The sequence below is a fragment of the Teredinibacter waterburyi genome, assembly GCF_001922985.1.
In the GTDB taxonomy this organism is placed as follows: Bacteria; Pseudomonadota; Gammaproteobacteria; order Pseudomonadales; family Cellvibrionaceae; genus Teredinibacter; species Teredinibacter waterburyi.
Window position 1 is genome coordinate 1 of record NZ_MRUH01000164.1, and the last position, 26,283, is coordinate 26,283.

The following is a 26,283-nucleotide window of genomic DNA, read 5'->3' on the forward strand; positions in this document are numbered from 1 at the left end:
ATATATGAAAACCTCGCTCGCAAGAGCGGGGTTTTTTTATATCTAATACAGAATAGTTTTTTATTCCCACCCCAAAAGTCCAGCAACCCAACAAATTGAACGGCCGGACAACAAGCTTGGCGACTAGCTAGATCGGGATCAGCACGGTAAAGGTACTACCCTTGCCCACCGCGCTTTCACAAATTACCCGCCCTCGATGCAAGCGTACAAACTCATCTACTAGCGCTAACCCCAAGCCTGTACCAAAACCCTGTATGTACCGCGTGCTGTCATCGACTTGTTCGAAGCGTCGAAACAATCGCTCTTGGCTCTCGGGGCTTATTCCCTTACCCGTATCGGCGACCTTAATTGCGCAGTGGTACTGGTCTTCATATAACTCCAAAGCGACCGATACCGAGATCACGCCGCTGTCGGTATATTTAATCGCGTTAGACAACAGGTTGTGCATGATTTGAGTTAACCGTTGTACGTCTGCAGTAAGAGTGGCAACCGGACATTCACCAGCCCACTCTAACCTAAGCCCTTTTTTCTCGGCCGCCACGTGATGGTCATTGATACAGTCGGAAAGCAACTTGGTTAGCTGACATAACTCTAGATTAACATCCATCTTGCCGGCTTCGATTTTTGACAAGTCGAGAATATCGTTAATAACGTTGTTTAAATGTATGCCGTTACGATGAATGGTATCCAAGGCATTCAACAGTTGGCTATCGCCACTATCTCTATATTTATTTAAGGCTCGCTTAGAGAACCCATTGATAGAGTTTAGCGGTGTACGCAACTCGTGCGAGACATTAGCAAGAAAACGGGACTTAGCGGCATTTGCCTCTAGTAACTCCTCTGTGCGCGATGCCACTTGTCGATTTAGTTTGGCATTGATATAGCGTAAAAAAACTAGCCGCGAAAAAAGGTAGGCCAACAATATCAATACGATTAGATAGATCGCATAGGCGACGTTACTTCGCCATAGCGGCGGCAACACTCGCACATCAAGACTGCGGATATTTGGAGACCAATCACCAAAATGATTTCTAGCTTTCAGCTCAAAGGTGTAGTGACCAGGAGAAAGATTGGCATACTTTACGGAGCTGTTGCCAATGCTCGATCGCCAATCCTGATCGACGCCCTTCATCCGATAAAAAATCTTACTTTCGTTTGCAAAACTGTAGTTTAAATTAGCGAATTCGAAGCTGATTAACTTCGCACTATCCGCGAAGGAAACCGTTTCCGTCTCACTAACAGCGCGCGTCAATGGTGACCCCTGCTCCGCAACCGCTACCGACTCACCGAGAACCGAAAGATCTGTGAATTCCAAAATTGGTTCACCATCAGGCAATCGAAGTGTCGTGGGGTTAAACTTAGAAAGCCCCTCCGTACTGCCGAAATACAAAGAACCGTCGTTATTTTTCAACGTCGTCAACCGATTACTAATTTCACCCGCCAGCCCTAACTGTTTGGTCAAGAGTGTTTCTACACGTGCAGTCTCAGCGTTAACTTTGGCAATGCCAGCATGACTGCTCAACCAAACATCGCCGCGTTGATCAAACTGCAGTGCCGACAGACCATTTGCCGGCAACCCATCTAATTGCGTTATCCGCCGAACGTCATTCCCTCCCTTCACCCAACGTATCAGCCCGGAACTTTGCGTCGCTAACCAAATAGTATTATCGGGGCCGAGTAAAATAGATTTAACTCTCTGCGTGGATACCCCCAAAGAATTGGAAAAATCTATCCGTTCAAACTGGCCAGTGTTGGGATAAAAGTGATTGAGCCCACGTTGTGTTCCAATCCAAAATGATCCATCGAGATCCTCAACAATATCTAACACATAATTAGAGCTTAGCGAGTTTTCATCGGTTTCATCGACGTTATAGACGTGAAAACTATCGGTGCCGGAATTATAGCGATATAGACCTGCGCTCTCGGTACCGATCCACAGAGTACCGTCGCTATCGACAAACAATTTCCATATATTCGCCCCACTAAACTGACTGTCATTAGAGCCATCTTGGTAGCGGGTAAACTGATTTTTAACTCGGTCAAACCGTGCCAAACCACCCGACCAAGTACCAATCCAAATAGCGCCATCTGGGGTTTCCGCCAATGCCGTAACGGCATCGGCTGGAATGGAATTTTTATCTATTGAAGAATGCAAATAATGAACAATTTCGCCACTAGCCTCGTCCACTTGGTTCAGGCCATTTTCGGTCCCCACCCAAAGATAACCGTCGCGGCTGCGTAACAAAGAAAGAATGCTGCTATCACTTAAGGAGTTGGGATTATTTATTTCTTTCTGCCAGCGCTTAATTTGGTCGGTCACTGGGTGGTAGCGATTTAAGCCTCCGGGGAAAGTCATAAACCAAACATCTCCAGAACGATCTTCTAAAACTCTCCGTACATTGCTGGATAGCAAACTTCGCTCATCGAAACTGTCATGTACATATTGTTGGAAGAGCTGGGTTTCGTTATTGAAGCGGTACACGCCACCTTTGTCTATTGCCACCCAAGTATTGCCGCGACTATCGCTGTAGATATCGTTAACTATCCCACCGCGTAACTGACCAAATTGTGTTCCGGGTAAAAAGTTTGTAAAGGTTTTAGCGTCTGAATTTAGCCGGCTGACCCCTCCCCCCCACGTACCTACCCAAATTCGACCTAATGCATCCTGAACAAACGTACGAACGTCATTATGCGCCAAACTATTCACGACCCCGGGCTGGTGTTTGAAGTGGATAAAGGAGTTGTCTCTGGGATCAAAACGGCTAATACCGGCATCTTGGTAACCGATCCAAATATAACCGTCGCGATCTTCGAAAAGCCCGCGCACAAGATTAGATGCGAGCCCACCCTTAGATGCTTGCAAACGGCGGATAGTGTCGCGACTCGACGATAAGATGGCAATACCACCAAGTGTTGCGGCATATATTTGATGGTCGCGAGATTCTATAACCGCGCTGACGTAGTTATGGTTAATGCTATTCGCATTGTCGGGCTGATGAAGGTAAGCCGTGAATGTGTGGCTGGCTGGGTCAAATTTGCGCAAACCGTAATCTGTAGCGATCCACAAATGACCTCGATGATCTTCTTCTAAGTCCCACGCTAGCTCGCTTGTGTCGACACCGCTGCCGGTTCCCCAGCGTTGAATTCGAGAGCCATCGAAGCGCAACAGCCCTACCTCGGCAGCCAACCACAAGAAGCCTTTACGATCCTGAATAACATCATTGATAGAATCGAGCTTATAGCCTTCTTCCGACTTGGCAAAACGCTGTACCTGAAGATCAGATGCCTGCACAAACATAGACGACAGCAATAGGAAGAAGCCGCCAAACAAGAGGGCAGCATTGGCTAGTGGCTGTGTAAATTTATTAACTGCAGCCAGAACAACACCCAGAGAGAAACGCACGTACATGATCTGAATAACCTAAACCTTTTGCGAAATGCGAAAACTGTGTAGAAGTATAGTTTAGATTTAGGCGCCACATGGAACTGCAGCACTAATAACAGGAAAGGCTAGTCTGAAACCTATTTAGAACCCAGTTTAGGTCAAGATAGATTAGAAAGGGCGAAAGACAAGATCGTAAACTTGGCCTTTAACGAGGGCGTTGCACCAGTAAAACGATCTAACAGAGCGCAACAGTTAAAACCAAACCCTCCAAAAATCAGTGTGAAGGCTTAAAGTTGTATTCGCCAATATTCGGGAAAGAGAGGGTAAATTGAGATTCGCGCTGCTCGTAAACGTGGTTAGCGACCACGCGGGCTTGCTCGCAGCCATCTGAGCACTGAGGAATCGAAAATTGGTACACCGGAAACTCATTCAGCTCGCGTACGCTCATTGAGTAACTAACCTCACGTAGGCCTTCAGGGTTGGTGTCCGAGGCTGGCTCAGTCTGCAGCATCCACTGCACATAGAGTTTATTGGTTTGCAGATTTGCCCCCGCCTGATCGTCGGCAACAGTGGCGTGAGTAATCACAAAACGGTAGATCCCCGTTACACCCTGATACTCCCAACTGCCACCATCCCAACTTTCAACAATGGTTTCGCCAATTTCTTCAGGGTTAACAAATTGATCCCGCCGCGCCCAATCTTGAGTTTGGGTTTTTCCCTGCTCGGCGTAGCTTGGCCGAGAGGAGGCCGTAGCAGCACACACCGTAAAACTTGTGAACAACAAAATACCAATGCTACTAACCGCCAACGCACCCCTGCTTAAAATATACCTCATGTTGCAACTCCAGCCTTAAGATTGAATAGCCCTAGTAAGCGTTAATTTTCGAGAATAAGAAAGATTGCCGACTCAGATTGTCTTATCGATCCAGCGCCGACTAAGGTTCGCGTAAGCATCGACGCGACGATCGCGAAAGTAGGGCCAAATCCTACGCACAGACTCAGATCGTTCCAAATCTATTTGAGCGCAAAAAGCTCCCTCTTCTTCTATAGAGGGCTTTAGTAAATACTCGCCCTGAGGACCTGTAATAAAACTGCTCCCCCAAAATTCAATGCCGTCTTGGTCGTCCATTGGCGATGCCTCAAAACCGGTTCGATTTGCGACAATAACAGGCAATCCATTGGCTATCGCATGAGCACGCTGAATGGTTAGCCACGCGGTGCGCTGACGCTCCTGCTCGTCTTCATCATCGTTGGGCGCCCAACCGATCGCGGTTGGGTAAATCAGCATATCGGCACCGGCCAGCGCCATTAACCTTGCGGCCTCAGGATACCACTGATCCCAACAGACCAATACGCCGAGCTTACCGACGCTGGTTTCAATTGGCATAAAACCGTTCAGTTTTGTCGGCTCTACATCGCCAGGTGTAAAATAAAATTTTTCGTAAAATCCGGGGTCATCGGGAATATGCATCTTGCGGAAGATACCAACACGACCTTTCTGTCCATCTAATACCTGAGCAGTATTGTGGTAAAGCCCTGGTGCACGCTTTTCAAACCCAGACATAACAACAACAATATCTAATTCCGCCGCCAGATCACGTACCAGCTGATAGGTTGGGCCGTCTAGTGGCTCGGCGAGGTCGAAGCAATCGGTATCTTCCACTTGGCAAAAATACTGCGTCGCATGTAATTCTTGCAAGACAACCAAGCGCGCACCTTGGGCCGCAGCATCGCGCACATGGCGAGCCGTTGCCGCTAGATTTTCAGTTTTGTTATTGCCGGGAATTGCCTGCTGCACGACCGCAGCTATAAATTTTTTATTCATTTGTTTCACCCTACTTGCATAGTGGCGCAGTGCAAACTGCCGTGTTGTTCTAAGAGCGCTTCACAGCGCACGGCTACCGTACGATAACTCGGCAATGCTTTTGCGATTACCGAAAGTGCCGTCGCATCTTGTTCTAAACCATAAATAGGCACATAGACCGTGTTATTACAAAGCAAAACGTTAGCATAGGTTGCCGGCAACATACGACCGTCAACTTGACTGTAAATTTCGGCCGCCGGCAAGCTGTATAACTGCCACCCGTTGTTCAAACAAATGGCTTCCAGCTGGGTATTCAGAGAATCTAATTGGTCTGCGTCTGGGTGATTCGCATCGCGGCCACAAGCCACAATAATATCGTCGGCAACAAAACGTGCGATGGTATCGATATGACCATCGGTGTCATCGCCGGTTAGATTAATATCTGTAACCCATTCAACACGCGTTACGCCTAACTCTTCTGACAGACATTTTTCAACATTCGCCACGCTCATATTCGGGTTGCGCAACTCATCGACTACACAGTTCCGATTCGCCAAAAGGACGCCCTTAGAATTCACTTCAAGCGCCCCACCTTCCAATACGAACCGAGACTTGCTGACAGCAGCTCCAATCAAATCGCTTAGTCTCACTGCAACGGCGTCGTCTTTCTCGGCGCGGTATTTCTGCCCCCAGCCATTAAACACAAAACTCTTATAATTAAAGCTTTTGTCATCACCTTTATTCGAAAGCGTTAACGGCCCGTAGTCGCGGATCCAGGTGTCGTCGTAGGGAATATGGGTAACGCTTCGCAAGCGAGCACGTTGCTTGGGCAAAAGACTCAGCTGTTCAAGCCAGTGTTTATGTTCTTCTGAATCGTGACACAGCAACCACAACTCAACTGTATCGTCGTTAACGAGAACCGCTTCCACCATCTCGCGATAGCAATTTAATACCGTGGCTAGTGTTTCTTGCCATGCGCTGCCTGAAAATGGCAAAGCCATCAGTACCGCGCGCATCGGTAGAAATTCGGGGTATAGAGCCATAAATCCTGCGTACCTATTTTTCCGTCGATTAAAACGGTTATCGATTCTTACATTTGACTAAAGAGAAGCGTGCTTATATCGCAACCAAAACGCACAACGGCTAGGAACTTCAAATAAACTTTTGAGGTTCCTAGCCGTGTAAGATCATCAACGCAAACCTTCGCAGGGATTTATTAACACTAATATATTCTAGCGAAAGCCTTTGGCGCTAAGGCTCTTTTTTGCGAACGCTCTAATTCGCAACTTCCGCATCTGGATTCCTGTATTGAGCAAACAGCGGAGCTAATTTAGATCGCCAAACACGTTCGTCAACCACCCCCACATGCTTGTAACGAATAATACCTTCGGCATCGACGAAAAAGGTTTCTGGCGCACCGTATACGCCGAGATCTAAACCAAGGCGACCATCGGTATCGACAATTATCGTTGAATAAGGATTACCAAAATGATCTATCCATTCCCGCGCAGGCTCATCTTCATCCTTATAGTTTAAGCCAACAATATTTACCCCTTTTTGCGCGAGCGTATTTAAATACGGGTGCTCAACGCGACAAGATGGACACCAAGTGGCCCAGACGTTGATCAGTAACGGCGCGCCAACAATATCGGCACGAGTAACCCGCTGCTCACTAGCGAGCAAATTCGGAACGGAGAACTCTGGAACCGGCTTATCGATTAGAGCGGACGGCAAATGACTCGGGTCATTACTTAACCCCCGCCATAAAAAAGCCGCCATCACCGCAAAAATCACAAGTGGAATAAATAATTTTAAACGGTTCACAATCACGACTTCCCTTCTGGTGCGGGTTCAAGGTCTGACACTAGGTCCGAGGACGCCTCTCCACCGATTTCTAAAATCGCATCGGCCTCGTTTCCATCTGCTCTTTTTTCGGCGCTAGGTTCACTATCACCAACGACTAATTTCTCATCGCGAATCTTGTAGCGCTTATCAAACATCGCCAGTCCGCCACCAAACGCCATAATGAGCGCACCGAGCCAGATCCAGCGCACCACAGGCAAGTAATGAATTCGTACAGACCAGTCAGTGTTACCTAATTGTTCGCCAAGGGCCGTGTAGATATCGCGGAAGAAACCCACATCAATATCCGCTTCGGTCATAACGTTACCACCAGAAAAGTAATGACGTTTCTGCGGCTTCAAGCGCACCACTTCTTTGCCATTTTTGCGTACTGCCACTTCACCAACATCAGCAAAATAGTTTGCGCCACGCACCCGAATAACATCGATTAATTCATATTCATAGCCAGCATAAACCTTGGCCACACCTATGGTTAAGCGCACGTCGCGCTCGTCGGTATAGATAGTGTTAAGCGAAGCACCTAAAAGACTGACCGCAAAACCAATATGGGCGAAGATCATGCCGTAGTAGCTACGCGAGAGCTTAGTCAAACCGTCAGTAAAACTTTTCGATTTTGAGGTTTTACGCTTTACGTCCCACAGTGATGCAAGAATCACCCAAGAGCCAAGCGTTATTGAAATCGCAGCAGGGATAGAGTATTCACCAGGAAAGACACCGGGTAGAAAACTACCTATCCAGCAGCTGAGTAACAGCGGATGAAGAAACCAATTACGCAGCCGAGAAAAGTCGGTCTTCTTCCAGTTGAGCATAATACCCAAGCCCATAAGAGCCGCTACCAACCCCATCACCTTGGTAAAAAAGAAGTTAAACCAGGGGGCGCCAACCGATATTTTCCCCATATTTAGTGCGTCGGAAACCAGCGGATACAGGGTGCCAAGCAATACTAGGTTTGCCGAAATAAAGAACAGTAAAGTATTGGCGAGCAAGAACCCTTCTTTAGAAAAGAAACCGAAACCGCTGGAGCTTTTCACCATTGGCGCACGGAAAGCAAACAGTGTTAAAGAGCCGCCGACGACGACACCTAAAAAGCCCAGAATAAAGATGCCGCGCGTTGGGTCTGCAGCAAAGGCATGCACCGAGGTTAACACCCCCGAACGAACCAAGAAAGTCCCCAACAAACTCAAAGAAAAGGCGAAGATAGCCAGTAGTAGCGTCCAGTTTTTAAACACACCACGCTTCTCGGTCATCGACAGCGTATGAATTAGTGCTGTACCCACAAGCCAAGGCAAAAGCGAGGCGTTTTCGACTGGGTCCCAGAACCACCAGCCGCCCCAACCGAGTTCGTAATAGGCCCACCAACTACCCAGCGCGATACCAACCGTCAAAAAACACCAAGCTGCGTTTGTCCAAGGTCGAGACCAGCGCGCCCAAGCCGCATCAAAGCGGCCAGAAATTAGTGCGGCTATCGCAAAAGCAAATACCACAGAAAAGCCCACATAACCCATATACAGCATGGGCGGATGGATAATCATCCCTGGGTCTTGCAGCAGCGGGTTCAAATCGCCACCATCCAACGGAATATTGGGCAGCGCGCGATCAAAGGGGTTGGAGGTAATAAGGGTAAAGCTCATAAAGCCAACGGCAACCATACCCATTACCGACAGTACACGCGCCAACATATCGAGCGGTAAACCTTTACTCAGCCGACTCACTGCAAAGGTCCAACTACTGAGGATTAGAATCCACAGCAATAGCGACCCTTCATGTCCGCCCCAAACGGCACTCAATTTATATTGCACCGGTAAAACTAGGTTGGAATGGCGAGCGACGTAAGCGACAGAAAAATCATCAACGTAAAATGAATAACCTAGGATAACGAAAGCTATCAAAATAAATACGAAGAAGCCGGCCGCTAACGAACGGCTTGACGCCATCCATACTACCCGACCGGTAAAACTCCCAATCATAGGAATCACGGCAAGACAGAGGGCTAAGAAAAAAGCAATGATTAACGAAAGCTGCCCAAACTCAGGAATCATAGGATAACTCCTCACACACCGCTTGGTGCTCGCCCGACCCTTGCAGGCTGTCGGACACTTCTGGAGGGGTATAATTTTCGTCGTGCTTCGCCAAGACTTTGGTGGCGACAAAAATGCCACTCTCATTCAGCTTACCCGTGAGCACAACCGCTTCGCCTTCACTGAACAAGTCGGGCAGAATTTTGTTGTAGGTTACCGGCAATTGTACGGCGCCATCAGTCACTTTGAAGCTAACATCAATACCATCAGTACTACGCTCAACAGAACCCGGCACAACACAACCGCCAGCACGAATACTGGTGTTGACTGGTGCAGTACCGTCGACAATTGACGACGGTGGATAGAACAGATTCAAATTATTACCAAGGGAGTAGAGGGTAAGCCCTACTCCGGCGCTGCTGACCACAACAATAAAAAGAATAACGATCAAACGTTGCTTACGCTTCGGGTGCATTTTAACTCCGCAGTTCGGCGCGCGCTTGAATTGCACGCTGAGTCTTCATAAATTTTCGTTTGGCTAGCGCTGGCGAAATTGCCAGGTAAGCTAGGCCTAACAAGGTTGCTCCATAGCAGGCAAACACGTAACCGCCGTGCCCTTTCATGGCAAAGAAAGCCGCTAGGTTATCAAACTGAAATACTATATCCATCGCTCTAATCTTTATTATCTGGGTTGAGGGCAATTCGCCAATTGATCAACGCGTGTGTTGCAATAGCCAAGGCTTTGGAGACGCTAATCGCGCGCAAGTTCCTGTACCCATGTCGTACGGCGCTCTCGCTTCAGAATTTCAACCCGCGTGCGCATAATCAGCAACCAGGCAAATGTCACATAAAACGCCAGAATCATCCAAACGAAGGGGTAAGCCATACTCGGTGCTATCGTTGATTTTTCCATTATTTTAAAGGTGGCAGGCTGATGCAACGTGTACCACCAATCTACAGATTTATAGATGATAGGAATATTAACCGTACCGACTAAAGCGAGAATCGCACTGGTTTTATCGGCCGCATCTTGGTCGCGGTAGGCTTCCTGCAAAGCGATAATACCGAGATAGAGAAAAAACAATACCAGCATCGAGGTAATGCGTGCATCCCACTCCCACCAAGTACCCCACGTAGGTTTGCCCCACACCGCACCGGTGAACAAACCCAAAAAGGTTAACATAGCGCCAATAGCCGCCGCGGACTTCATAACCATGAACGCAAGCTTCATACGCCAAATTAAGCCAACCGCCCCACTGATCGCCATAAGGTAATAGCCAGACATGGCCAGCATCGAAGTAGGTGCATGAATATAGAGAATGCGGAAGCTATTACCTTGTTTGGCATCGGGCGGGGTAAACGCCAAGCCCCAGATACAGCCAGTAACAATCATCCAAATAGCGAACACAGCCAACCACGGAACCCAGGATTCTGTTTTTTCATAAAACCATCGAGGAGAACCCAAACGGTGAAACCACTGCCAAGAAGCCACTTATACACCCTGCCTTTTATATTTGTTATTGATTGATACCCACTCGTAAAGCCCCTGCAGCGGCAAGTGGCGCCAACAGCAAAGCTCCGGCAAGTAACGCCCCCAACACTGCCAACACCCCACCTATGGCAAAACCTTCAATGGCATAGCGCACTGCGCTTGATCCGAATATCAACACCGGTACATAGAGCGGCATGACAATTAGCGATAATAACAGCCCCCCTCGCCGCAACGCCACCGTTAAGGCCGCGCCGATTGCGCCAATCAAGCTCAAGGTACCCGTACCTAGGAACAGTGAGATCAATAGTGGAACGTACCCCGCTTCCGGTAAACTCATCATCACCCCCAGCACTGGGGCCAGCAATATCAAGGGCAAACCGGTAATCAGCCAATGAACTAATACCTTGCACAGCACCAAACCATAAAGCGGCTGACCGCTAACAATCATCTGCTCCAGCGAGCCATCGTCATAGTCCGATTGAAAAAGGCGATCCAAAGACAACAGCGTCGCAAGCAGGGCAACGATCCAAATCATTCCGGGCGCAAGGGTCGCTAAAACCTTATCATCAGGGGATATACCCAAGGGTACAAAGACTACAATCGTCAAAAAGAAGATGGCTGGGTTGGCAATATCACCGCGATTGCGGAAAGCGAGCAGCCATTCACGGCGCAGACTGGCGCCAAGACTAACACCGAGATCGGGCAAGGCAATCAAAGTCCCACCTCCCCAACCGTTTTTGACTCAGTAGAAAGGCTTTTGGGCTCGAACTCCGCCAAATCCAACACATGTACATTTGCCAGAGCCAAAGGTTGGTGGGTTGTCAGAATTATCACCCCGCCGCGCGCTGCATGCTGCGCAATACAGTTCTCTAGCTCGGCCACGCCTTGTTTATCAATTGCAGTGAAGGGTTCATCGAGAATCCAAAGTGGTGCCCGCGAGAGATAAAGTCGCGCCAGCGCTATGCGGCGCTGCTGTCCTGCCGACATATTCTGACACTGAACCTGATCGTAGCCCGCTAAGCCCACGGCCTGTAATGCTGTCAAATATTCAGCGTTGCTCGGAATAGTCGCCGTTGCTTGATCGGCGTCTTCTGCAACCGAGGGCTGTTTACAGCCATTCAAACCAAAGTACCACTCTAAATTTTCGAGTGCGGTTAGCGACGGGTTTACGGCGGGGTGATGGCCGAAATATAACAAGGCGCTGTGCAAGCCTAAGCGGCCCAAATTGCGTTGTTTCGGATCGGAGCTGGAATGATCGCCCCATTCGATGGAGCCTTGCTGAGGCTGAGACAGGCCTGCGATCAAGCGCAGTAGCGTCGTCTTGCCTGCGCCATTTGGGCCTGCAATTTGGGAGATACTCCCAGGCTCAAAGCGTGCACTGAGGTTTTCGAACAGCACTCGCTCCTCCCGCTCACAGGAAAGGCCGTTTAAAGAAAGAGAGCACTCAACCACTACCAACACCCACAAGTCTGGAACAGATTCAGGTCGCAAACAGACGCAATAGCACCTGAAATTCGTTATTTTTGAGGGCGTATTATAACGATCCGCTCTAAACTTGGTATCAGCTATTGTCTTTTCCCGCCGATAGCTACCCTAACCTGCGACAATTTGTGCGCTAACCAACGATAAAAAGGGGCCGTTTGCTAATGCAATTGCCACCACTTGCACCCACTCGAGCCACTGCTAACACGTCAAACTCGACCACAACCGCTCAGACCCCGTCGGCACTAGGTGCAATTGAGGGGCTGGCTGCAGGAACGGTGATCAATGCGAGAGTCGATAGGGTTACCAAGCTCGATGTAAGCGAACAACTGCAAAAGCTAGCAACCGAAATTGTTCGCCTCAGCAACACCGCAAACAACAGCAGCGGTGCTTCAACAAAGACCTCGACGAACAATATTCAACAGCCACAAAACAACCCATCGAGCACTGCGCGCCAACAGCTCGCTACATCCCTCGACAAGGCCATCGCAAGCCTGCAGAACAGTGCCACAGTGACGAAAGCCGCAGCAGCTCAAGCAGCTGAGCCAAGATCGCTATTTTCAGTCGAGGTAAGCGTGACAGCAAAACAGGCCCCTCTCGAACAACTCTCGGCGAGACAAGCGCAAATACAGGTTCAAGCACAAGCAAAACTATTACAAGCGCTAGCCCCCCAGTTGAATGCCGACGGCAAGCTCAACTTAGTTACAGCGGAAAAGTTAGCCCCTCAACAACAAATACAATTGCAAGTACGGGCTGACGGTCAACTACAACTCAAGCCAGCTAACTCTGCACTGTCTGCCCAAGCCACAATGCCGTCAACAATAATGCCGTCAACAAATACGCCGCGCGAGCAAGCCTTGAGTGCCGGCCTGCGCCAATATCTCCCTTATAATCGCCCGCTTACACAAGCGCTCAGCCAAATCCAAGACGTCAGCAAACTCCTTAACGACAATCGACTCAGCCTACAATTACAACTGCCAGCGGCATTGACCAAGCTGATCAACAGCCTAGACAACCAAATCAACACCTCTTCGGCGACGCTCTCGGCTCGAAGCCTACAAACGGCGATAGCGGGCAGTGGCGTTTTCCTCGAAAGTCACCTCGCCAAACTTGCATCAACAAATACAGCGCTACCGCAAACCGACCTCAAAGCTACCTTGCTGGGCATGATCAAAGAAAGCTCAACCCTGCTCGCAGCTGCGGGACAATTAGCTGGTATAACACCCACTCCAGACGGAGCCTCAAACCGAGCCCTCGGCAGTGCGGCAAGTAATATCCAGAACCTACAAACGGCGCTAGCGAGCGCGGCCAGCCAGCTGAGAAGCATCGACTCACTGCGCACCTTGGCGCGACAACTGCCTAGTTTAGCGGCGACTCTGCCACTTGGAGCTGGGCAACTCAGCTTCGAACAAAAGCAACTGCGCTCTCTGATTCTTCACAACATTCGCTCTAGCGCCGCACAAGCCATTGCTCGTCTAAGCGTGCTGCAGGTTAGCGAACTTTCGAGTCGTTCCAGTCGCACCACGGACGGCGGCCCGCTGCAGAGCTTTAGCTTAGAGCTACCCCTTCGCATGCAAGAACAGCTACTGCCAATTAGCCTGCAGTTTCAACAACACTGGGCGCGCGAGGACGAAAGCGAAAAAGGCCGTGCAGACGAAGAGCGAAAAAACGACAAAAAGCGCAAAAAATACTGGCGAGTGTTTATGGAATTCGATCTGGGAGATGGCGGCCAAGTCGCTAGCGAAATTGAATATAAGGAGCCAAAGCTAAGCACTCACCTCTGGGTGAGCGATTCGACCTTAAAAAGTCGTGCCGGTGAACGTCTTGGGGAGTTGCGCCAGCAATTTGAACAACGCGGTATAGAACTGGACAACCTAATACTTGAAAATGGCCCACCGCCGCAACAAGAGACAAAACTAACCCAACAAAGCCTGATCGACATACGCACATGAGCGAAACACCTCAAAAAGCCATCGCCCTCTTCTACGACGGCAACAACGCGCCAACCGTCACCGCGAAAGGCGGCGGCGATGAAGCTGAAGAAATTATCCGCATCGCGCGGGAAGCAGGCGTCCCCCTTTGCGATAACGCGCCGCTAGTTGAGCTGCTTTCCGAACTCGAGCTTGGCGATAACATTCCAGAACAACTTTACATCGCGGTAGCCCACATCATCGCGTTTGCCTACCAGCTACAGTTTGAGTCGCCCGAGCAGGAAAGCTAAGCAGAAAGATTGCTGTTTAAACCGTAACCGCTATAATCCGCAGCCCTAAAATCATCGACGACTTTGCTCGCAAAGCCATCACCCCCTTACAAACAAAAAACGGGAGCACCCATGCTAGACGTAAATGAATATTTTGACGGCAAAGTAAAGTCCATCGCTTTCCAGAGCAATACCTTGCCCGCCACTGTGGGCGTTATGGCCGCAGGCGATTACACCTTCGGCACGGATTGCAAAGAGATAATGACGGTTGTTAATGGCGAGCTGGTAGTAAAGCTACCGGGCAAAGACAGTTGGCAAACCTTTATTAGCGGCCAAACCTTTGAAGTAGAAGCCAACCAAAGCTTCGATTTGAAAGTGACAGTTGATACCGCCTACCTGTGCCAATACGTTCGTTAGAACCTCTCTTGCGACAATTCTAGTAGGCACAACGAACTCCTAGCAGGCATAAAAAAGCCCCTCCAAAGGAGGGGCTAACAGGGCACAAAAAATCGTGCTGGGGGTGGACGCGTTAGCGCCCCAAACTAAACTTAACTCACCTTGAACAACCAGCTTTGCGCCATTTTGGTCGCCGCCATTAAGGTTTTGTTACTTGCTATACCGTAATGTTCGATCTCAGCGGCATAGCTATCCAAGGCATCCAATACATGGTGGATCTTGCGCACACCATCAAGCGCCAATACTGGACTCTCATGCACCAAGGCATTTAACAGTGGTAATAAACTCGCCACTGCCCTATTCATAATTTCATCCTGCTCAACATCGCCATTTAAAGACAAGTTGTGCAGCTCTTGGCGTACATCGTCTACTGTGTAGTAGCCCAAATATACCCGCGTTTCCAACAAGGTCGTCTTAATCGCAAGTCGATAAATCGTGTCTCGCAAAACGCCTAGTTCGCGCTCGTCACCAAAGGTAAACGGTTTACCGATACACTCTGTCAGTTCGGGCCTCTTGCCCCGCGATTCCCAAAAACTTTTCATAACATTTAGTTCCAACACACCGAGGCATAAAGCCCCTAAACAAAAGTGAGTAACTTAGATTAAACATCATCTAATTTTTCTTCCATGACCGCCGACCTGTGAGTTCGCCGCATGTAAGCAGAGAGTTGCACAGACGATGCCAAGATAAGAATTTTTTATATTTAATCTTTAGATTCAAACACTTAAGAGGTGTAACTAACGTAATGTAACAACCATATATGTTGCGACTAAAGTTGCATTAGCAACCTAACTTGCTAATGCAAATAACCCAAAGGCCGGCGAAGCTGTGCTCAGCAAATGCCAAGGCACAGCAGCCTTAACTCGGTAGCCCGCTATTTTGCGTCTTTTGCTTTCGGGGTCAGGCGCACCATAAATACACTATGGCGCTCCATTTTTATCTTTAGGAAGTCTTTCGTACTACCACTGTTGTCTTTGTCCCACAGATCCTGCCAGCTGTATTCGTCTGCATTGAAATCGATACTGCGCTTGGTCAGCTCGTCTTTCACAGCCTTGTGACGCCAGCGAAACTCAAACTTGGTGTCGTGATTGTTGCGGTTAAGCACGGCCATTGCCCACTCGTCGTTCACCAGAGGCTTAAACCAAACCTCAACACCGTCTTCAGCTTCGTATTTAAAGCCCTGAATACCCAGCGCATCCTGATCGACTGCAATTACCGCTTTATTGGTAAGTAATGCAGTGGTTTCCTTGCTCATATTACGCAGGTCATTACCTGCGATTAACGGAGCTGCAAGCATCGCCCACATAGAAAAGTGAGCACGATCTTCAGCCAGTGTCATACCGTTGCCAACTTCCATCATATCCGGATCGTTCCAGTGGCCTGGGCCGGCAAACTTGCGCAAACCATCCTGCATATCAAGGATTTGTAACACACCCCAAGACGACCAGGTGCCATGGTCATATTCACAATCGAAACAGGCATAGATGTCGCCGGTTGTACGCCACAACTGACCGAGTGGTGCCGCCCAGTTCCACGGCTTGTTGTCGCCCCATTCACAAATACTTAGGATCATCGGACGTCCGGCTTCTTTCACCGCTTTACTCATGGTCATATAAGCGCCTTCAGCTTTGAGACCATCGGTAGCACACCAATCGTACTTAACATAATCAATGCCCCACTCTGCATAGGTTTTAGCATCGATAAACTCGTAACCGCGGCTGCCGGGCTTGCCCGCGCAAGTCGTCCAACCGGCATCAGAATAGATCCCAAGCTTTAAACCTTTTTTATGAACATAGTCCGCTAAGGCCTTCATTCCACTGGGAAAATGCTTTGGGTCTGGCTGTATACGACCGTTTGCATCTCGCTCACCATGCCAGCAGTCATCAATGTTGACGTACTCGTAACCGGCGTCTTTCATGCCGGACTTGACCATCATATCGGCGGTGGCTTTAATCATTTTTTCATCGACGTTACAGCCAAAGTGGTTCCAGCTGTTCCAGCCCATCGGCGGTGTCATGGCGAGATGCTCAAACTTATCGGCAAAACTGTTTACAGAAAGTAAACTGGCCGCCAAGCAAAGACTTGCGAGGGCCGCAAGCCGAAATTTAGACTCTGATTTGTACATTTTATTATCCTCTGGGTTTTCCTGAACTTAGGGGGTTCCTGAACTTAGTACTCTAAGCACGGTAGTATTTAGGCTTGGTAGTATTAGGCTCGACATTACCTAACTTAGCTGCCAAGTATAGGTCACATCGAACACTAATATCCCCTACAGAAACACAGGTGTAATCGGTTTCATTTAGCGAACGCGGATTATGCGTACCCTATCCACCCGAGTCAAATAATTGATTATGCGACCCGCTAAATCTGTTTATGCCCTTAGGTTGAAAACGCCTACACTAAAATTAGATAGTCGCAGGGCTTGCCTCGCCGCTCGCAAACGTTAAACTGCGAACCGCCATTGTCATACAAATGTCATATTAGCGTCGCCAGAGGCATCTGCGATCTTATGCTTACACAGACGCAAACCAACAAGAGACTCAGGCCATGATCCTTAAAAACCCACTGACTGAAATGTTTGCGCGCTCCCCGATTAAACCAATGGAAGAGCACATAACCGTTGCCACAGCTGCGGCGAGCGAACTGAACAACTTTTACAAAGCGACCATCAATGAAGACTGGGACGCAGCGCTTGCCAGCTACAACAAGATCAGTGATTTTGAGCGCGAAGGCGACCGCCTGAAAAAGAATATTCGTTTACGCCTACCGAAGAGCCTGTTCCTGCCAGTACCGCGCTCAGATTTGCTCGAGCTATTGACTATGCAGGACAAGATCGCCAACCGCTGCAAAGATATTTCCGGCCTAATGCTTGGCCGTAAAATGGTTATCCCAGCCTCACTGCAAACCGCTGTTGGCACCTATATCGATGCCGGCGTTGCTACGGTATTACAAGCTCGCAAAGCCATTCACGAACTCGATGAGTTGTTAGAAACCGGCTTTAGTGGCCGTGAACTGGATCTCGTCGAAGAAATGGTGGAAACCCTCAACGACTTAGAACAAACCTCGGATCAACAACAAATCGTCATTCGCTCCGGCCTTTATGAGCTTGAAGCGGCGCTCCCGCCGATTGATGTGATGTTCCTATACCGCATTATCGAAGAGATTGGCGACCTTGCCGATCGCGCTCAAAAAGTGGGTAGCCGCCTACTCCTACTACTCGCACGCTAACGACTTTTAAAAAGTTTCTACGGAGAATTCCCTTCAATGTCTATTCTTTCTGATTACGGCACCCTATTGCTGGTGCTGGGCTGTATCTTTTGTGTTTTTATGGCGTGGGGCGTAGGTGCCAATGACGTTGCCAATGCTATGGGCACCTCGGTGGGCTCTGGCGCTTTGACCATGAAGCAGGCGATTTTTATCGCTATGGTGTTCGAATTTTTGGGCGCGTATTTGGCCGGTGGCGAAGTTACTGCAACGGTTCGCAAAGGTATTGTCGACCCCGCGATACTCGCCGGTTCGCCGGAACTACTCGTCTACGGTATGCTCTCGGCGCTGTTAGCTGCAGGCACTTGGTTGGTATTCGCCAGTCTGATGGGCTGGCCGGTTTCAACAACTCACTCCATCGTGGGGGCAATTGTTGGTTTCGCGGCTGTTGGTATTTCCACCTCGTCCGTCGCCTGGGGCAAGGTTGGCACCATTGTCGCCAGCTGGGTGGTTTCACCGGTTTTAGCCGGCACCATGTCATTCCTGTTATTTAAAAGTGTGCAATACCTTATCTTCAACACCAGCGACCCGTTAAAAAACGCTCGCCGATACATTCCGTTTTACATGTTTTTAGTTGGTTTTTTAATTTCGATGGTAACGATATTAAAAGGCTTGAAGCACGTTCTTAAAGATACGAATCACCAGTTGAGCTACCCAGAATCAATTGGCCTCTCTGTAGCTGCCGGCATTTTAGTTGCGCTGTTTGGCCTTTATTTATTGAGCCGCGTAAAAGAAGGCGATGACTCCCCGCAGCGCAGCAACCGCTTTGCTGATGTGGAGCGTGTATTCGCCATTTTGATGATCTTTACGGCCTGCGCCATGGCGTTTGCACACGGCTCTAACGACGTCGCCAACGCGGTAGGCCCACTCGCCGCCATTGTCAGCGTCATCAAGTCGGGCGCCGTTGCGTCTAAATCGGCAATGCCTGCATGGATTCTTCTTTTGGGTGGTCTCGGTATCGTTGTTGGTTTGGCAACCTATGGTTACAAGGTTATCGCGACAATCGGCAAAAAGATTACCGAGCTTACCCCAAGCCGCGGCTTTGCTGCTGAGCTTGGCGCTGCCGGCACGGTAGTGGTAGCTTCGGGAATGGGCCTACCTATTTCGACTACCCACACGCTAGTGGGCGCGGTACTAGGCGTAGGCTTGGCACGCGGTATCGGCGCACTGAATTTGCGGGTTATTGGTTCTATTTTTCTATCGTGGATTATTACCTTGCCTGCCGGTGCAGGTTTGGCAATCGTATTTTTCTTCGGCTTTAAAGCGATCTTCGGCACCGCCTAGTTCGCTTGATCAACTTGCAGTTTGTGCGGCACAGGTTAATGCACTGTTGCCGCGCAATACTGGCAAGGCTTATCTCCCTAGACGACTTATTGCTAACGCCCTACTTACCCGCCTTCGCCAAAAAATGTATATAGCGCGCCATTTGCCAGAACGGCTCGCGCTGCGAATAATCCAGCTCTTTTTCTACTAACGCCTCAGGCTCTCGGTTGCGATCTTCCGGGCTCATAATGAAGTCGTGAAAGACGCGAATTCCACTTTTACACAACACCTCCAGCTTATGCTGTTCCATCCAACGCAAAACCTGTTGCGGGTCCTGTGGATGGGTGGGTGTTAGGCTGCCGGGAAATGCGGTGAAGTTATCGATATCAAATTTATGATAATTGGTACGCAGTAAGTTCTTAAAGGCCAAACCGTTAATGTTGTAGAAGGTTAACGACAGATAACCGCCGGGCTTCAACAGCGGCATTAAGTGATCAAACAACCCCTGTGGATTCGCCAGCCATTCAATAACCGCATGACAGATAATGATGTCGAACTGTTGATGGTGATGATTGCGCAACAACTGATTCTGAAGATCTTGGATTGGGCACTGCAAAATTTGAACGCGATCGAGCAAATCAACCGTATCAGCACCCTGGTCGGTTATATTTTCCATCGCCAGTTTCAGCATCTCGGTGGAAATATCATTAATGACCAGCTCGCAACCACGTTCAGCTAAGGTCATTGAAAACTGAGCCTGCCCCGCGCCTGCATCCAACACACTTAAAGGATTAGCTATTGATGTCTCGTTTGTTAAACCGTCAGTAGCCTGCAGCCTTAGTTCGGGAATATGCGCGGCAAAATCGCGCTGCAATACGCTTAAGCGTATTTTCCCTTTAAGAGTCCCGTAAATATTACGTTTGAAGCGCTGGGCAAGGTCGTCGAAATTCCGATCTGTATCCACCTTTGCTACTCCTTTTCGCGTAGACGTCTGGGGCTTGCCTCGTCTACCCTGAGGCTTGCTAGGGTTACTGTCGCCGTCTACCGCCGCTTGATTCTTAGCCTGTTGCTTACGGTTAGCTTGGTTACTCAGTTTCACGCATTCTCTCACTATGGTTTTATCACCGCACACAAGGCTTTTGCACGCGGTGTTTGTTGAATTCTGGGTGGCATACGTTTACATTCGTTGCCCACCGTTGCTAATCCGCCGAAACATCTGAGGTCTCTATGTCGTTTACCCCCGCCACGCCCCACTCTTCCTTCAAACTTGTACGCCAACAAGTGGTTGCCTCGTTAAATATCGAGGTGCAGGAATACGAGCACAAGGTTACCGGCGCGCAGCACTTTCACCTCAGTGCAGCATCAGATGAAAACGTATTCTTGGTGGCGCTGCGTACAGTACCCAAAGATTCCAGTGGCGTCGCTCACATTCTGGAACATACCGCGCTTTGTGGCAGTGAAAAATTCCCCGTGCGCGATCCATTTTTCATGATGACAAGACGTTCACTCAACACCTTTATGAATGCCTTCACCAGCTCGGATTGGACAGCCTACCCCTTCGCCAGCTTGAATCGCAAGGACTTCAATAACCTGCTCGATGTGTATCTGGATGCGGTGTTTTTCTCGCGTTTGGATCAACTTGATTTCGCCCAAGAAGGCCATCGCTTAGAGTTTGCAGAAGACGGTAATCCCGATTCACCCCTAGTTTATAAAGGTGTGGTCTATAACGAAATGAAAGGCGCGATGAGTTCAGTGCCCTCGCAGCTTTGGCACACGCTTTCCAAACATCTGTTTCCAACCACCACCTACCACTACAACAGCGGCGGCGATCCGGACGACATTCCAGACCTTAGCTACCAAGAGCTATTGCAGTTTTATCGCACCCACTATCACCCCAGCAACGCGATTTTCATGACCTACGGCGAAATCAGCGCGAGCGAACATCAACAAAAATTTGAACAGCAGGCACTACACCGCTTCGAAAAACTGGATTACACCGTCGCCGTTGGCAACGAGAAGCGCTACCACGCGCCTATGCGTGTGCAGGAAGCCTACCCCTATAACGACGACGACGCTGAACATAAAAGTCATGTTGTTATGGCTTGGCTATTAGGTAAGAGTACCGATCTGGGTGACAGCCTGCGCGCGCAATTACTCTCCAGTGTTTTACTCGACAACAGCGCCACACCGCTTATGCATGCTCTAGAATCTAGCGAACTTGGCAATGGCCCTTCACCGCTGTGCGGCCTCGACGATTCACAGCTGGAACTCACATTCGTGTGTGGCTTAGAAGGCACCGAACGCCAATCTGCCGACGAGATTGAAAAGCTGATATTCGACACCCTTAAAAAAGTTGCGGAAGAAGGCGTTCCGCAAGAAGATATCGAATCAGCGCTACACCAGCTGGAGCTGCATCAGCGCGAAGTCGGCGGCGATAGCTACCCCTATGGTTTACAACTAATCCTTACCTCACTCACCGCCGCAACCCATCGCGGCGATCCCGTAGGGCTTCTCGATATAGATGCCGCCCTTGAGCAGTTGCGAGAAGACATTAAGGACCCCGAATTCATTAAAAAACTAGCGCAAGATCTATTGCTAGACAACCCCCATCGCGTGCGCTTGATGCTACAGCCGGACGCCAAAATGGCCGCCCGCAAAGAGCGCGCCGAAGTCGCTCGACTCGCCGCAAAAAAAGCAGCGCTCTCGGAGCAGGAAAAAACCGCGATAATAGAACAAGCTGCGGCGCTGAAATTACGCCAAGATCAGATTGACGATGAATCGATCCTACCTAAAGTTACTCTCGCCGATGTGCCCAGCGACGAAGTCCACCAAGAACCTAGCTACCGCGCTACTGGCGACACGCCGCTTACCAGCTATGGCGTTGGCACTAACGGTTTACTTTACCAGCAGGTGATTTACCCCTTACCAGAGTTAAGCGATACCCAAACCGCGCTGCTACCGATTTATACCGGCTGCTTAACAGAACTCGGTGCCGGTGAGCACGGTTATTTAGATATGCAACGCTGGCAGGCACGCGTTACCGGTGGTGTAAGCGCTTTTACTTCCGTGCGTGGCGCGACCGATGATGTGCATTCGCTATCGGGCTTTATTACCTATTCCGGTAAAGCGCTGAATCGCAATCAAGCGGCGCTGACCGATCTGATGAAAACTCTTATCGATGCGGCACGCTTTGATGAAACCGGACGCCTGTTAGAACTGATTGGTCAAATGCGTGCCCACCGTGAACAGAGCGTTACCGGCAGCGGTCACGTACTGGCAATGCTCGCCGCCACCTCAGGTTTATGCGCCTCGGCGCTGCTCAGTCACAAACTTAATGGTCTTGCGGGAATTCGCGCCCTGAAAGAGTTGGATAGCGACATTAAACAAGGTAAAGGCTTAGATGAGTTGTCGAGTAACTTACACAGCCTGCACCAGCACCTCACCGCCGCGCCACACCAGTTATTGCTTGTTGCCGAACCGACTCAGTTAGACGCCTTTCAAACCAACTTATCGACCAAGCTCAATAACGCCAAGAGCGTCAAAGATGTCAGTCGGTTTGACTTAGCCAAGCATCAAGAAATCGTAAACGACGCATGGCTAACCAATTCACAGGTTAACTTTTGTGCGCGCGCCTTCCCTACCGTTCCATCAGGCCATCCGGATGCTGCCGCGTTAATTGTTCTCGGTGGATTTTTGCGCAATGGCTTTTTGCACAAAGCGGTGCGCGAGCAAGGTGGCGCCTACGGTGGCGGAGCCTCGCAGGATAACAACTCTGGTTCGTTCCGTTTTTATTCCTATCGCGATCCGCGCATGGGCGAAACGCTGCAAGATTTTGATCGTGCCATCGACTGGTTACTCAGCAGTAAACACGATGCACAAAAAGTTGAGGAAGCCATTCTCGGTACAGTAAGCTCGCTGGATAGGTCAGAGTCGCCCGCCGGTCGTGCCAAGCGAATTTTCCACGCAGAACTTCACGGTCGCACCCAAGAAGTTCGACAACATTTTAGGGAGCGGGTACTAGCAACAACGCTTAGCGATTTGCATCGAGTCGCCGACACTTACCTGCGCAGCGAAAATGCTTGCACCGCAATTGTGACCGACTTCAGCCAAAAAGATGCAGTGCTAAAACTGGGCTTGAACCCCATAAATTTGTAATGTTTTAAACATGTCGGTTTGGTGTTGCAGGTTAAGCTGCAACACCAACTGTAATGCTCTCGCACGTAAAACTAAGCAAGAATTGAACACACAGACCAAATGGAAAGGGATTACCGATGATTTTTGAAACAATATTACAGCCACGTTTTTGTGATGCCGACATTCTCGGTCACGTTAGCAATACAATAATTCCAGTTTGGTTCGAAGAGTCGCGGCGGCCAATATTTCTCGCCATGCAACCGGAAATTAACATTAAAAACTGGGCTTTTGTGATCGCCCATATTAATGTCGATTTTCATCTGCAAACATTTATTGAGCAAGATGTACTACTGCGCACTCACGTCAGTAAGATAGGCACGAAGTCGTTAGAGATTTACCACGAGGCGTGGCAGCAAGGACGTAAAACCGCGTCGGGAACGGCGGTATTAGTACATTTTGATTTTAAAACGCAAACCAGCCAAGCTATACCCGAAGAGATTCTGCAGCGGCTCTACACGATTGTGGAAGACTTACCATCAGGGAAGGAATAACTTAAATACCCCACCACCAAGGTCACCGCCATTGGCCAGCTGGATATACCCCTCGCGATTATGTTGTTTATGTAAGGCGGCGATACGCTCGGCAAAATACAGCCCCAAATGAGTCTCCCCCTTACTCACTTCGCCCTCGTCTATTAAGCCCGCCGGTCGTCGCAGCATATCGTCTGGGTAACCTGGGCCATCGTCGGCAATAGTGATGCAAAGCAAATCATCAACCAGCTCTGCACTCACGGCGATAGTAGTCTTGGTATAGCGAATAGAGTTCACCAGAATATTGTGCACCACGCTGCCGATCAGGTCGGAATCAAAATACCAGCGCAGCTCGTCGTCACAATTGAACTGCAACTGCAAGGCGCCGGTTTCGATCAGCATGTGATTGCGTGCAACTTGGTCTTCCAGCACGTCGACTAGATAGTGCTCATCAATATGCACCGGCAAATGATTGTCCTGCATACGGTAAATGGTTAACAACTGAATTAACTCACTGTTAATCCGTGAGGCCTCGTAGTGCAGCGTGGTAAAACGTCGCGCCTGCACATCATTGGTTGGCGGCGTATCAGAAATTACCGACTCTAACGACGCCAGTAACATGCCAACAGAATTTTTCATGTCGTGTACGCTCGAGGCCAACACCATAGAAAAATCAATGGGGCTATCATTTTTAGACATTTAAAACTCCGGCATTGTTAGGCATTTAAAGCTCCGACTCTATTTCTCAGACGATTGTAACGATCAAACTGCGGATGAGACGAATCAATTAGCGACGCCACCAATTCCAGTGCCGCCTGATATTCATGTAAGGCAAGTTCATCCGTGTCATCTATTTTGAGTTTACCCACTAAGGCTTGAACGATATTCAGCTGAATGCCCACATGTTTGGGGAATAGCTTACGTGCTTTTTCAAAGCAATCGAGCGCCGCATCAAATTGCGATTGATTGTAAAGGTCGATACCTTCACGATTGATTTCCGCCACCACCGCGCGATTAGAATCACTGGCAGGCTCATTAAGAAACTTGTCGAGTTTTTCTAGTGCAGATTGATCATCGGCAAATAATTTTGCCAATTCCTGCAGGCGCTCTTCCGCTTTATCGGTCTGCTTTAACGCCAGCATCAACGAAACACATTCTAATTCGACATCGATATTTTCGGCGGCGGGTTGCAGCCGCTCAGCTTCCGCCATTGCCTTAATCGCCAGATCTGGCTGATTGTTTAACGCGTGAATACGACCGTTTAACAAATGCACTTGGGCCTGTTCGGCATCACTTAGCTCATAGCGTTCTTCGGCTTGCTTTAACACCGCTAAGGCTTCGCTGCTGACATTTGACCCGAGGTTTAAATCCCGTTCAACGCCAAGCGCGCTAACACGAGCAAAATTGAGATGGTCGTTGACAGTGCCATGACAGGACATTTGACCAAGCTTTACCGTTTTGCGTAACGCATCAGCCGCCGTGACTAGGTCGGCATTTTCTTGTGCCACTATTGCCAACTGCTTTTGCCGCAATATTGACATCGGCGATACATCAACCGCGCGTTGCACCGTAAACTGAACGTTGTGGCTATCACCACGCATTCCCCAGTTGTCGGCAAGCACATCATAGGCCGGAAGGTATAACGGGTTTTCATCGACGATTTTTTCCAGCCAACTACCGGCCAACTCTAGTTCGCCACGCACTTGTTTTACCTTAGCCAAGCCAAGTTGAGCCCATTCTAAAGGGCGAACCTCAAGAGCTCGCGTGTACAGGCGCTCGGCCTTATCCCACTCGCCCATCGAAACAAAAACACTACCCAACATTTTCTGCGCCGACGTAGAATAGCGATTCTCAGCCAACGAAAGGTCAATTAACAACTCGCTTGCTGCACCCAAATCGTTTTTCTGTAACGCTCTATAAACCGGCGCCATAACACTGCGCTGAAGCAACAAACGATCCATACGCTGCTGCAGCATTTTTGTCGTAAGTGGTTTCATTAAATAATCATCCGGCGCACAGTCGTAGGTACTCATAACAATATTACGGCTGGATTCGGCGGAAACAAGAATAAATAACGTGGCTTGATCGATCAGTTTTCGGAAGCGTAATTCCTCTAATACATGCTGCCCAGTGCGTCCCGCTCCCAAGTTGTAATCACTTAGAATAATGTCGAAGCGCGCGCGTTCACACTGCACCAGCATCTCATTGGCATTTGCCGCCATCACCACATTCGCCACACCCAAGCCGCTTAGCATGCTATTAACGGTATTGCGGAAGCTGCTGAAATCATCAGCCACCAAAATACGAAGTTTGGCATAGTTCGGTTCAGCCACTACTACTCCTGTGCATGCATTAAGTTGGTGTGATCGGCCGCGCCTTGTGGCCTACGTGG

Annotated in this window: 23 protein-coding genes; 7 read left to right on the forward strand and 16 right to left on the reverse strand. The window is 49.3% G+C overall.

Translation table 11 applies throughout. From position 1 onward, the window contains the following. Nucleotides 1-127 precede the first annotated feature (127 nt). The 11 genes from IDZ20_RS11420 to ccmA form a co-directional block, all read right to left on the reverse strand. On the reverse strand, nucleotides 128-3,409 hold the full coding sequence (locus IDZ20_RS11420; RefSeq protein WP_188151562.1) for a ligand-binding sensor domain-containing protein: 3,282 nt from the start codon (nucleotides 3,407-3,409) through the stop codon (nucleotides 128-130). Nucleotides 3,410-3,659: 250 nt separating this feature from the next. Continuing rightward, nucleotides 3,660-4,220, reverse strand: coding sequence for a hypothetical protein (locus IDZ20_RS11425; protein WP_188151563.1), 561 nt, complete (start codon nucleotides 4,218-4,220; stop codon nucleotides 3,660-3,662). Between the two features lie 72 nt (nucleotides 4,221-4,292). After that, a complete protein-coding gene (locus IDZ20_RS11430; protein WP_188151564.1) occupies nucleotides 4,293-5,210 on the reverse strand; it encodes a carbon-nitrogen hydrolase in 918 nt (305 codons plus the stop codon). Between the two features lie 5 nt (nucleotides 5,211-5,215). Continuing rightward, on the reverse strand, nucleotides 5,216-6,232 hold the full coding sequence (locus IDZ20_RS11435) for an agmatine deiminase family protein (RefSeq protein WP_188151565.1): 1,017 nt from the start codon (nucleotides 6,230-6,232) through the stop codon (nucleotides 5,216-5,218). Between the two features lie 232 nt (nucleotides 6,233-6,464). Then, a complete protein-coding gene (locus IDZ20_RS11440; protein ID WP_188151566.1) occupies nucleotides 6,465-7,013 on the reverse strand; it encodes a DsbE family thiol:disulfide interchange protein in 549 nt (182 codons plus the stop codon). Nucleotides 7,014-7,015: 2 nt separating this feature from the next. Next, nucleotides 7,016-9,091, reverse strand: coding sequence for a heme lyase CcmF/NrfE family subunit (locus IDZ20_RS11445; protein WP_188151567.1), 2,076 nt, complete (start codon nucleotides 9,089-9,091; stop codon nucleotides 7,016-7,018). After that, nucleotides 9,081-9,545 (reverse strand): cytochrome c maturation protein CcmE, encoded by a 465-nt coding sequence (gene ccmE / locus IDZ20_RS11450; RefSeq protein WP_188151568.1) that lies wholly within the window; start codon nucleotides 9,543-9,545, stop codon nucleotides 9,081-9,083. Before ccmE ends, IDZ20_RS11445 begins: the two co-directional genes overlap by 11 nt. 1 nt (nucleotide 9,546) lies before the next feature. Continuing rightward, complete coding sequence (gene ccmD / locus IDZ20_RS11455) at nucleotides 9,547-9,738, reverse strand: heme exporter protein CcmD (protein WP_188151569.1); 192 nt, start codon at nucleotides 9,736-9,738, stop codon at nucleotides 9,547-9,549. An 83-nt stretch (nucleotides 9,739-9,821) separates the two neighbouring features. After that, the gene (locus IDZ20_RS11460; RefSeq protein ID WP_245792274.1) at nucleotides 9,822-10,562 is read right to left on the reverse strand and encodes a heme ABC transporter permease; all 741 of its coding nucleotides are present in this window, start codon (nucleotides 10,560-10,562) and stop codon (nucleotides 9,822-9,824) included. A 25-nt stretch (nucleotides 10,563-10,587) separates the two neighbouring features. Next, a complete protein-coding gene (gene ccmB / locus IDZ20_RS11465) occupies nucleotides 10,588-11,277 on the reverse strand; it encodes a heme exporter protein CcmB (protein ID WP_188151570.1) in 690 nt (229 codons plus the stop codon). Beyond that, nucleotides 11,274-11,960, reverse strand: coding sequence for a cytochrome c biogenesis heme-transporting ATPase CcmA (gene ccmA, locus IDZ20_RS11470; RefSeq protein ID WP_245792275.1), 687 nt, complete (start codon nucleotides 11,958-11,960; stop codon nucleotides 11,274-11,276). Before ccmA ends, ccmB begins: the two co-directional genes overlap by 4 nt. A gap of 248 nt (nucleotides 11,961-12,208) precedes the next feature. Between ccmA and IDZ20_RS11475 the strand changes: the two genes are divergently transcribed. The 3 genes from IDZ20_RS11475 (at nucleotide 12,209) to ppnP (ending at nucleotide 14,661) form a co-directional block, all read left to right on the forward strand. After that, a complete protein-coding gene (locus IDZ20_RS11475) occupies nucleotides 12,209-13,996 on the forward strand; it encodes a flagellar hook-length control protein FliK (RefSeq protein WP_188151572.1) in 1,788 nt (595 codons plus the stop codon). After that, nucleotides 13,993-14,265, forward strand: coding sequence for an EscU/YscU/HrcU family type III secretion system export apparatus switch protein (locus IDZ20_RS11480; RefSeq protein ID WP_188151573.1), 273 nt, complete (start codon nucleotides 13,993-13,995; stop codon nucleotides 14,263-14,265). Before IDZ20_RS11475 ends, IDZ20_RS11480 begins: the two co-directional genes overlap by 4 nt. Before the next feature lie 111 nt (nucleotides 14,266-14,376). Continuing rightward, entirely contained in the window at nucleotides 14,377-14,661 is a 285-nt protein-coding gene (ppnP, locus tag IDZ20_RS11485; RefSeq protein ID WP_188151574.1) for a pyrimidine/purine nucleoside phosphorylase, read from the forward strand. A gap of 131 nt (nucleotides 14,662-14,792) precedes the next feature. Here the strand turns inward: ppnP and IDZ20_RS11490 are convergent, their stop codons facing one another. Both IDZ20_RS11490 and IDZ20_RS11495 read right to left on the reverse strand, forming a co-directional pair. Beyond that, nucleotides 14,793-15,242 (reverse strand): hypothetical protein, encoded by a 450-nt coding sequence (locus IDZ20_RS11490; RefSeq protein WP_188151575.1) that lies wholly within the window; start codon nucleotides 15,240-15,242, stop codon nucleotides 14,793-14,795. 332 nt (nucleotides 15,243-15,574) lie between these two features. Continuing rightward, nucleotides 15,575-16,825 carry a glycoside hydrolase family 27 protein gene (locus tag IDZ20_RS11495; protein WP_188151576.1) on the reverse strand — a complete coding sequence of 417 codons (1,251 nt, stop codon included), beginning with the start codon at nucleotides 16,823-16,825 and terminating at the stop codon, nucleotides 15,575-15,577. Between the two features lie 422 nt (nucleotides 16,826-17,247). Between IDZ20_RS11495 and IDZ20_RS11500 the strand changes: the two genes are divergently transcribed. After that, the gene (locus IDZ20_RS11500; protein WP_188151577.1) at nucleotides 17,248-17,928 is read left to right on the forward strand and encodes a TIGR00153 family protein; all 681 of its coding nucleotides are present in this window, start codon (nucleotides 17,248-17,250) and stop codon (nucleotides 17,926-17,928) included. Nucleotides 17,929-17,964: 36 nt separating this feature from the next. Next, nucleotides 17,965-19,248 carry an inorganic phosphate transporter gene (locus IDZ20_RS11505; protein WP_188151578.1) on the forward strand — a complete coding sequence of 428 codons (1,284 nt, stop codon included), beginning with the start codon at nucleotides 17,965-17,967 and terminating at the stop codon, nucleotides 19,246-19,248. A 100-nt stretch (nucleotides 19,249-19,348) separates the two neighbouring features. On the opposite strand, the gene IDZ20_RS11510 is transcribed toward IDZ20_RS11505, so the two are convergent. After that, nucleotides 19,349-20,326 (reverse strand): methyltransferase domain-containing protein, encoded by a 978-nt coding sequence (locus tag IDZ20_RS11510; protein WP_245792277.1) that lies wholly within the window; start codon nucleotides 20,324-20,326, stop codon nucleotides 19,349-19,351. A gap of 128 nt (nucleotides 20,327-20,454) precedes the next feature. Between IDZ20_RS11510 and IDZ20_RS11515 the strand changes: the two genes are divergently transcribed. Together IDZ20_RS11515 and IDZ20_RS11520 are read left to right on the forward strand one after the other, a co-directional pair. After that, a complete protein-coding gene (locus IDZ20_RS11515; protein WP_188151579.1) occupies nucleotides 20,455-23,382 on the forward strand; it encodes an insulinase family protein in 2,928 nt (975 codons plus the stop codon). A gap of 116 nt (nucleotides 23,383-23,498) precedes the next feature. Then, nucleotides 23,499-23,912 (forward strand): acyl-CoA thioesterase, encoded by a 414-nt coding sequence (locus IDZ20_RS11520; protein ID WP_188151580.1) that lies wholly within the window; start codon nucleotides 23,499-23,501, stop codon nucleotides 23,910-23,912. Here the strand turns inward: IDZ20_RS11520 and IDZ20_RS11525 are convergent. Further along, nucleotides 23,898-24,590 (reverse strand): sensor histidine kinase, encoded by a 693-nt coding sequence (locus tag IDZ20_RS11525; protein WP_188151581.1) that lies wholly within the window; start codon nucleotides 24,588-24,590, stop codon nucleotides 23,898-23,900. The two genes, IDZ20_RS11520 and IDZ20_RS11525, sit on opposite strands and share 15 nt — an antisense overlap. 17 nt (nucleotides 24,591-24,607) lie before the next feature. Beyond that, the gene (locus IDZ20_RS11530) at nucleotides 24,608-26,224 is read right to left on the reverse strand and encodes a tetratricopeptide repeat-containing response regulator (RefSeq protein ID WP_245792278.1); all 1,617 of its coding nucleotides are present in this window, start codon (nucleotides 26,222-26,224) and stop codon (nucleotides 24,608-24,610) included. Nucleotides 26,225-26,283: the final 59 nt, after the last annotated feature.

Coding starts and splice junctions, on each gene's coding strand:
- IDZ20_RS11420 (WP_188151562.1), bottom strand. CDS start 3,409: ATGTACGTGCGTTTCTCTCTGGGTGTTGTTCTGGCTGCAGTTAATAAA.
- IDZ20_RS11425 (WP_188151563.1), bottom strand. CDS start 4,220: ATGAGGTATATTTTAAGCAGGGGTGCGTTGGCGGTTAGTAGCATTGGT.
- IDZ20_RS11430 (WP_188151564.1), bottom strand. CDS start 5,210: ATGAATAAAAAATTTATAGCTGCGGTCGTGCAGCAGGCAATTCCCGGC.
- IDZ20_RS11435 (WP_188151565.1), bottom strand. CDS start 6,232: ATGGCTCTATACCCCGAATTTCTACCGATGCGCGCGGTACTGATGGCT.
- IDZ20_RS11445 (WP_188151567.1), bottom strand. CDS start 9,091: ATGATTCCTGAGTTTGGGCAGCTTTCGTTAATCATTGCTTTTTTCTTA.
- ccmE (WP_188151568.1), bottom strand. CDS start 9,545: ATGCACCCGAAGCGTAAGCAACGTTTGATCGTTATTCTTTTTATTGTT.
- ccmD (WP_188151569.1), bottom strand. CDS start 9,738: ATGGATATAGTATTTCAGTTTGATAACCTAGCGGCTTTCTTTGCCATG.
- IDZ20_RS11475 (WP_188151572.1), top strand. CDS start 12,209: ATGCAATTGCCACCACTTGCACCCACTCGAGCCACTGCTAACACGTCA.
- IDZ20_RS11480 (WP_188151573.1), top strand. CDS start 13,993: ATGAGCGAAACACCTCAAAAAGCCATCGCCCTCTTCTACGACGGCAAC.
- ppnP (WP_188151574.1), top strand. CDS start 14,377: ATGCTAGACGTAAATGAATATTTTGACGGCAAAGTAAAGTCCATCGCT.
- IDZ20_RS11490 (WP_188151575.1), bottom strand. CDS start 15,242: ATGAAAAGTTTTTGGGAATCGCGGGGCAAGAGGCCCGAACTGACAGAG.
- IDZ20_RS11495 (WP_188151576.1), bottom strand. CDS start 16,825: ATGTACAAATCAGAGTCTAAATTTCGGCTTGCGGCCCTCGCAAGTCTT.
- IDZ20_RS11500 (WP_188151577.1), top strand. CDS start 17,248: ATGATCCTTAAAAACCCACTGACTGAAATGTTTGCGCGCTCCCCGATT.
- IDZ20_RS11505 (WP_188151578.1), top strand. CDS start 17,965: ATGTCTATTCTTTCTGATTACGGCACCCTATTGCTGGTGCTGGGCTGT.
- IDZ20_RS11515 (WP_188151579.1), top strand. CDS start 20,455: ATGTCGTTTACCCCCGCCACGCCCCACTCTTCCTTCAAACTTGTACGC.
- IDZ20_RS11520 (WP_188151580.1), top strand. CDS start 23,499: ATGATTTTTGAAACAATATTACAGCCACGTTTTTGTGATGCCGACATT.
- IDZ20_RS11525 (WP_188151581.1), bottom strand. CDS start 24,590: ATGTCTAAAAATGATAGCCCCATTGATTTTTCTATGGTGTTGGCCTCG.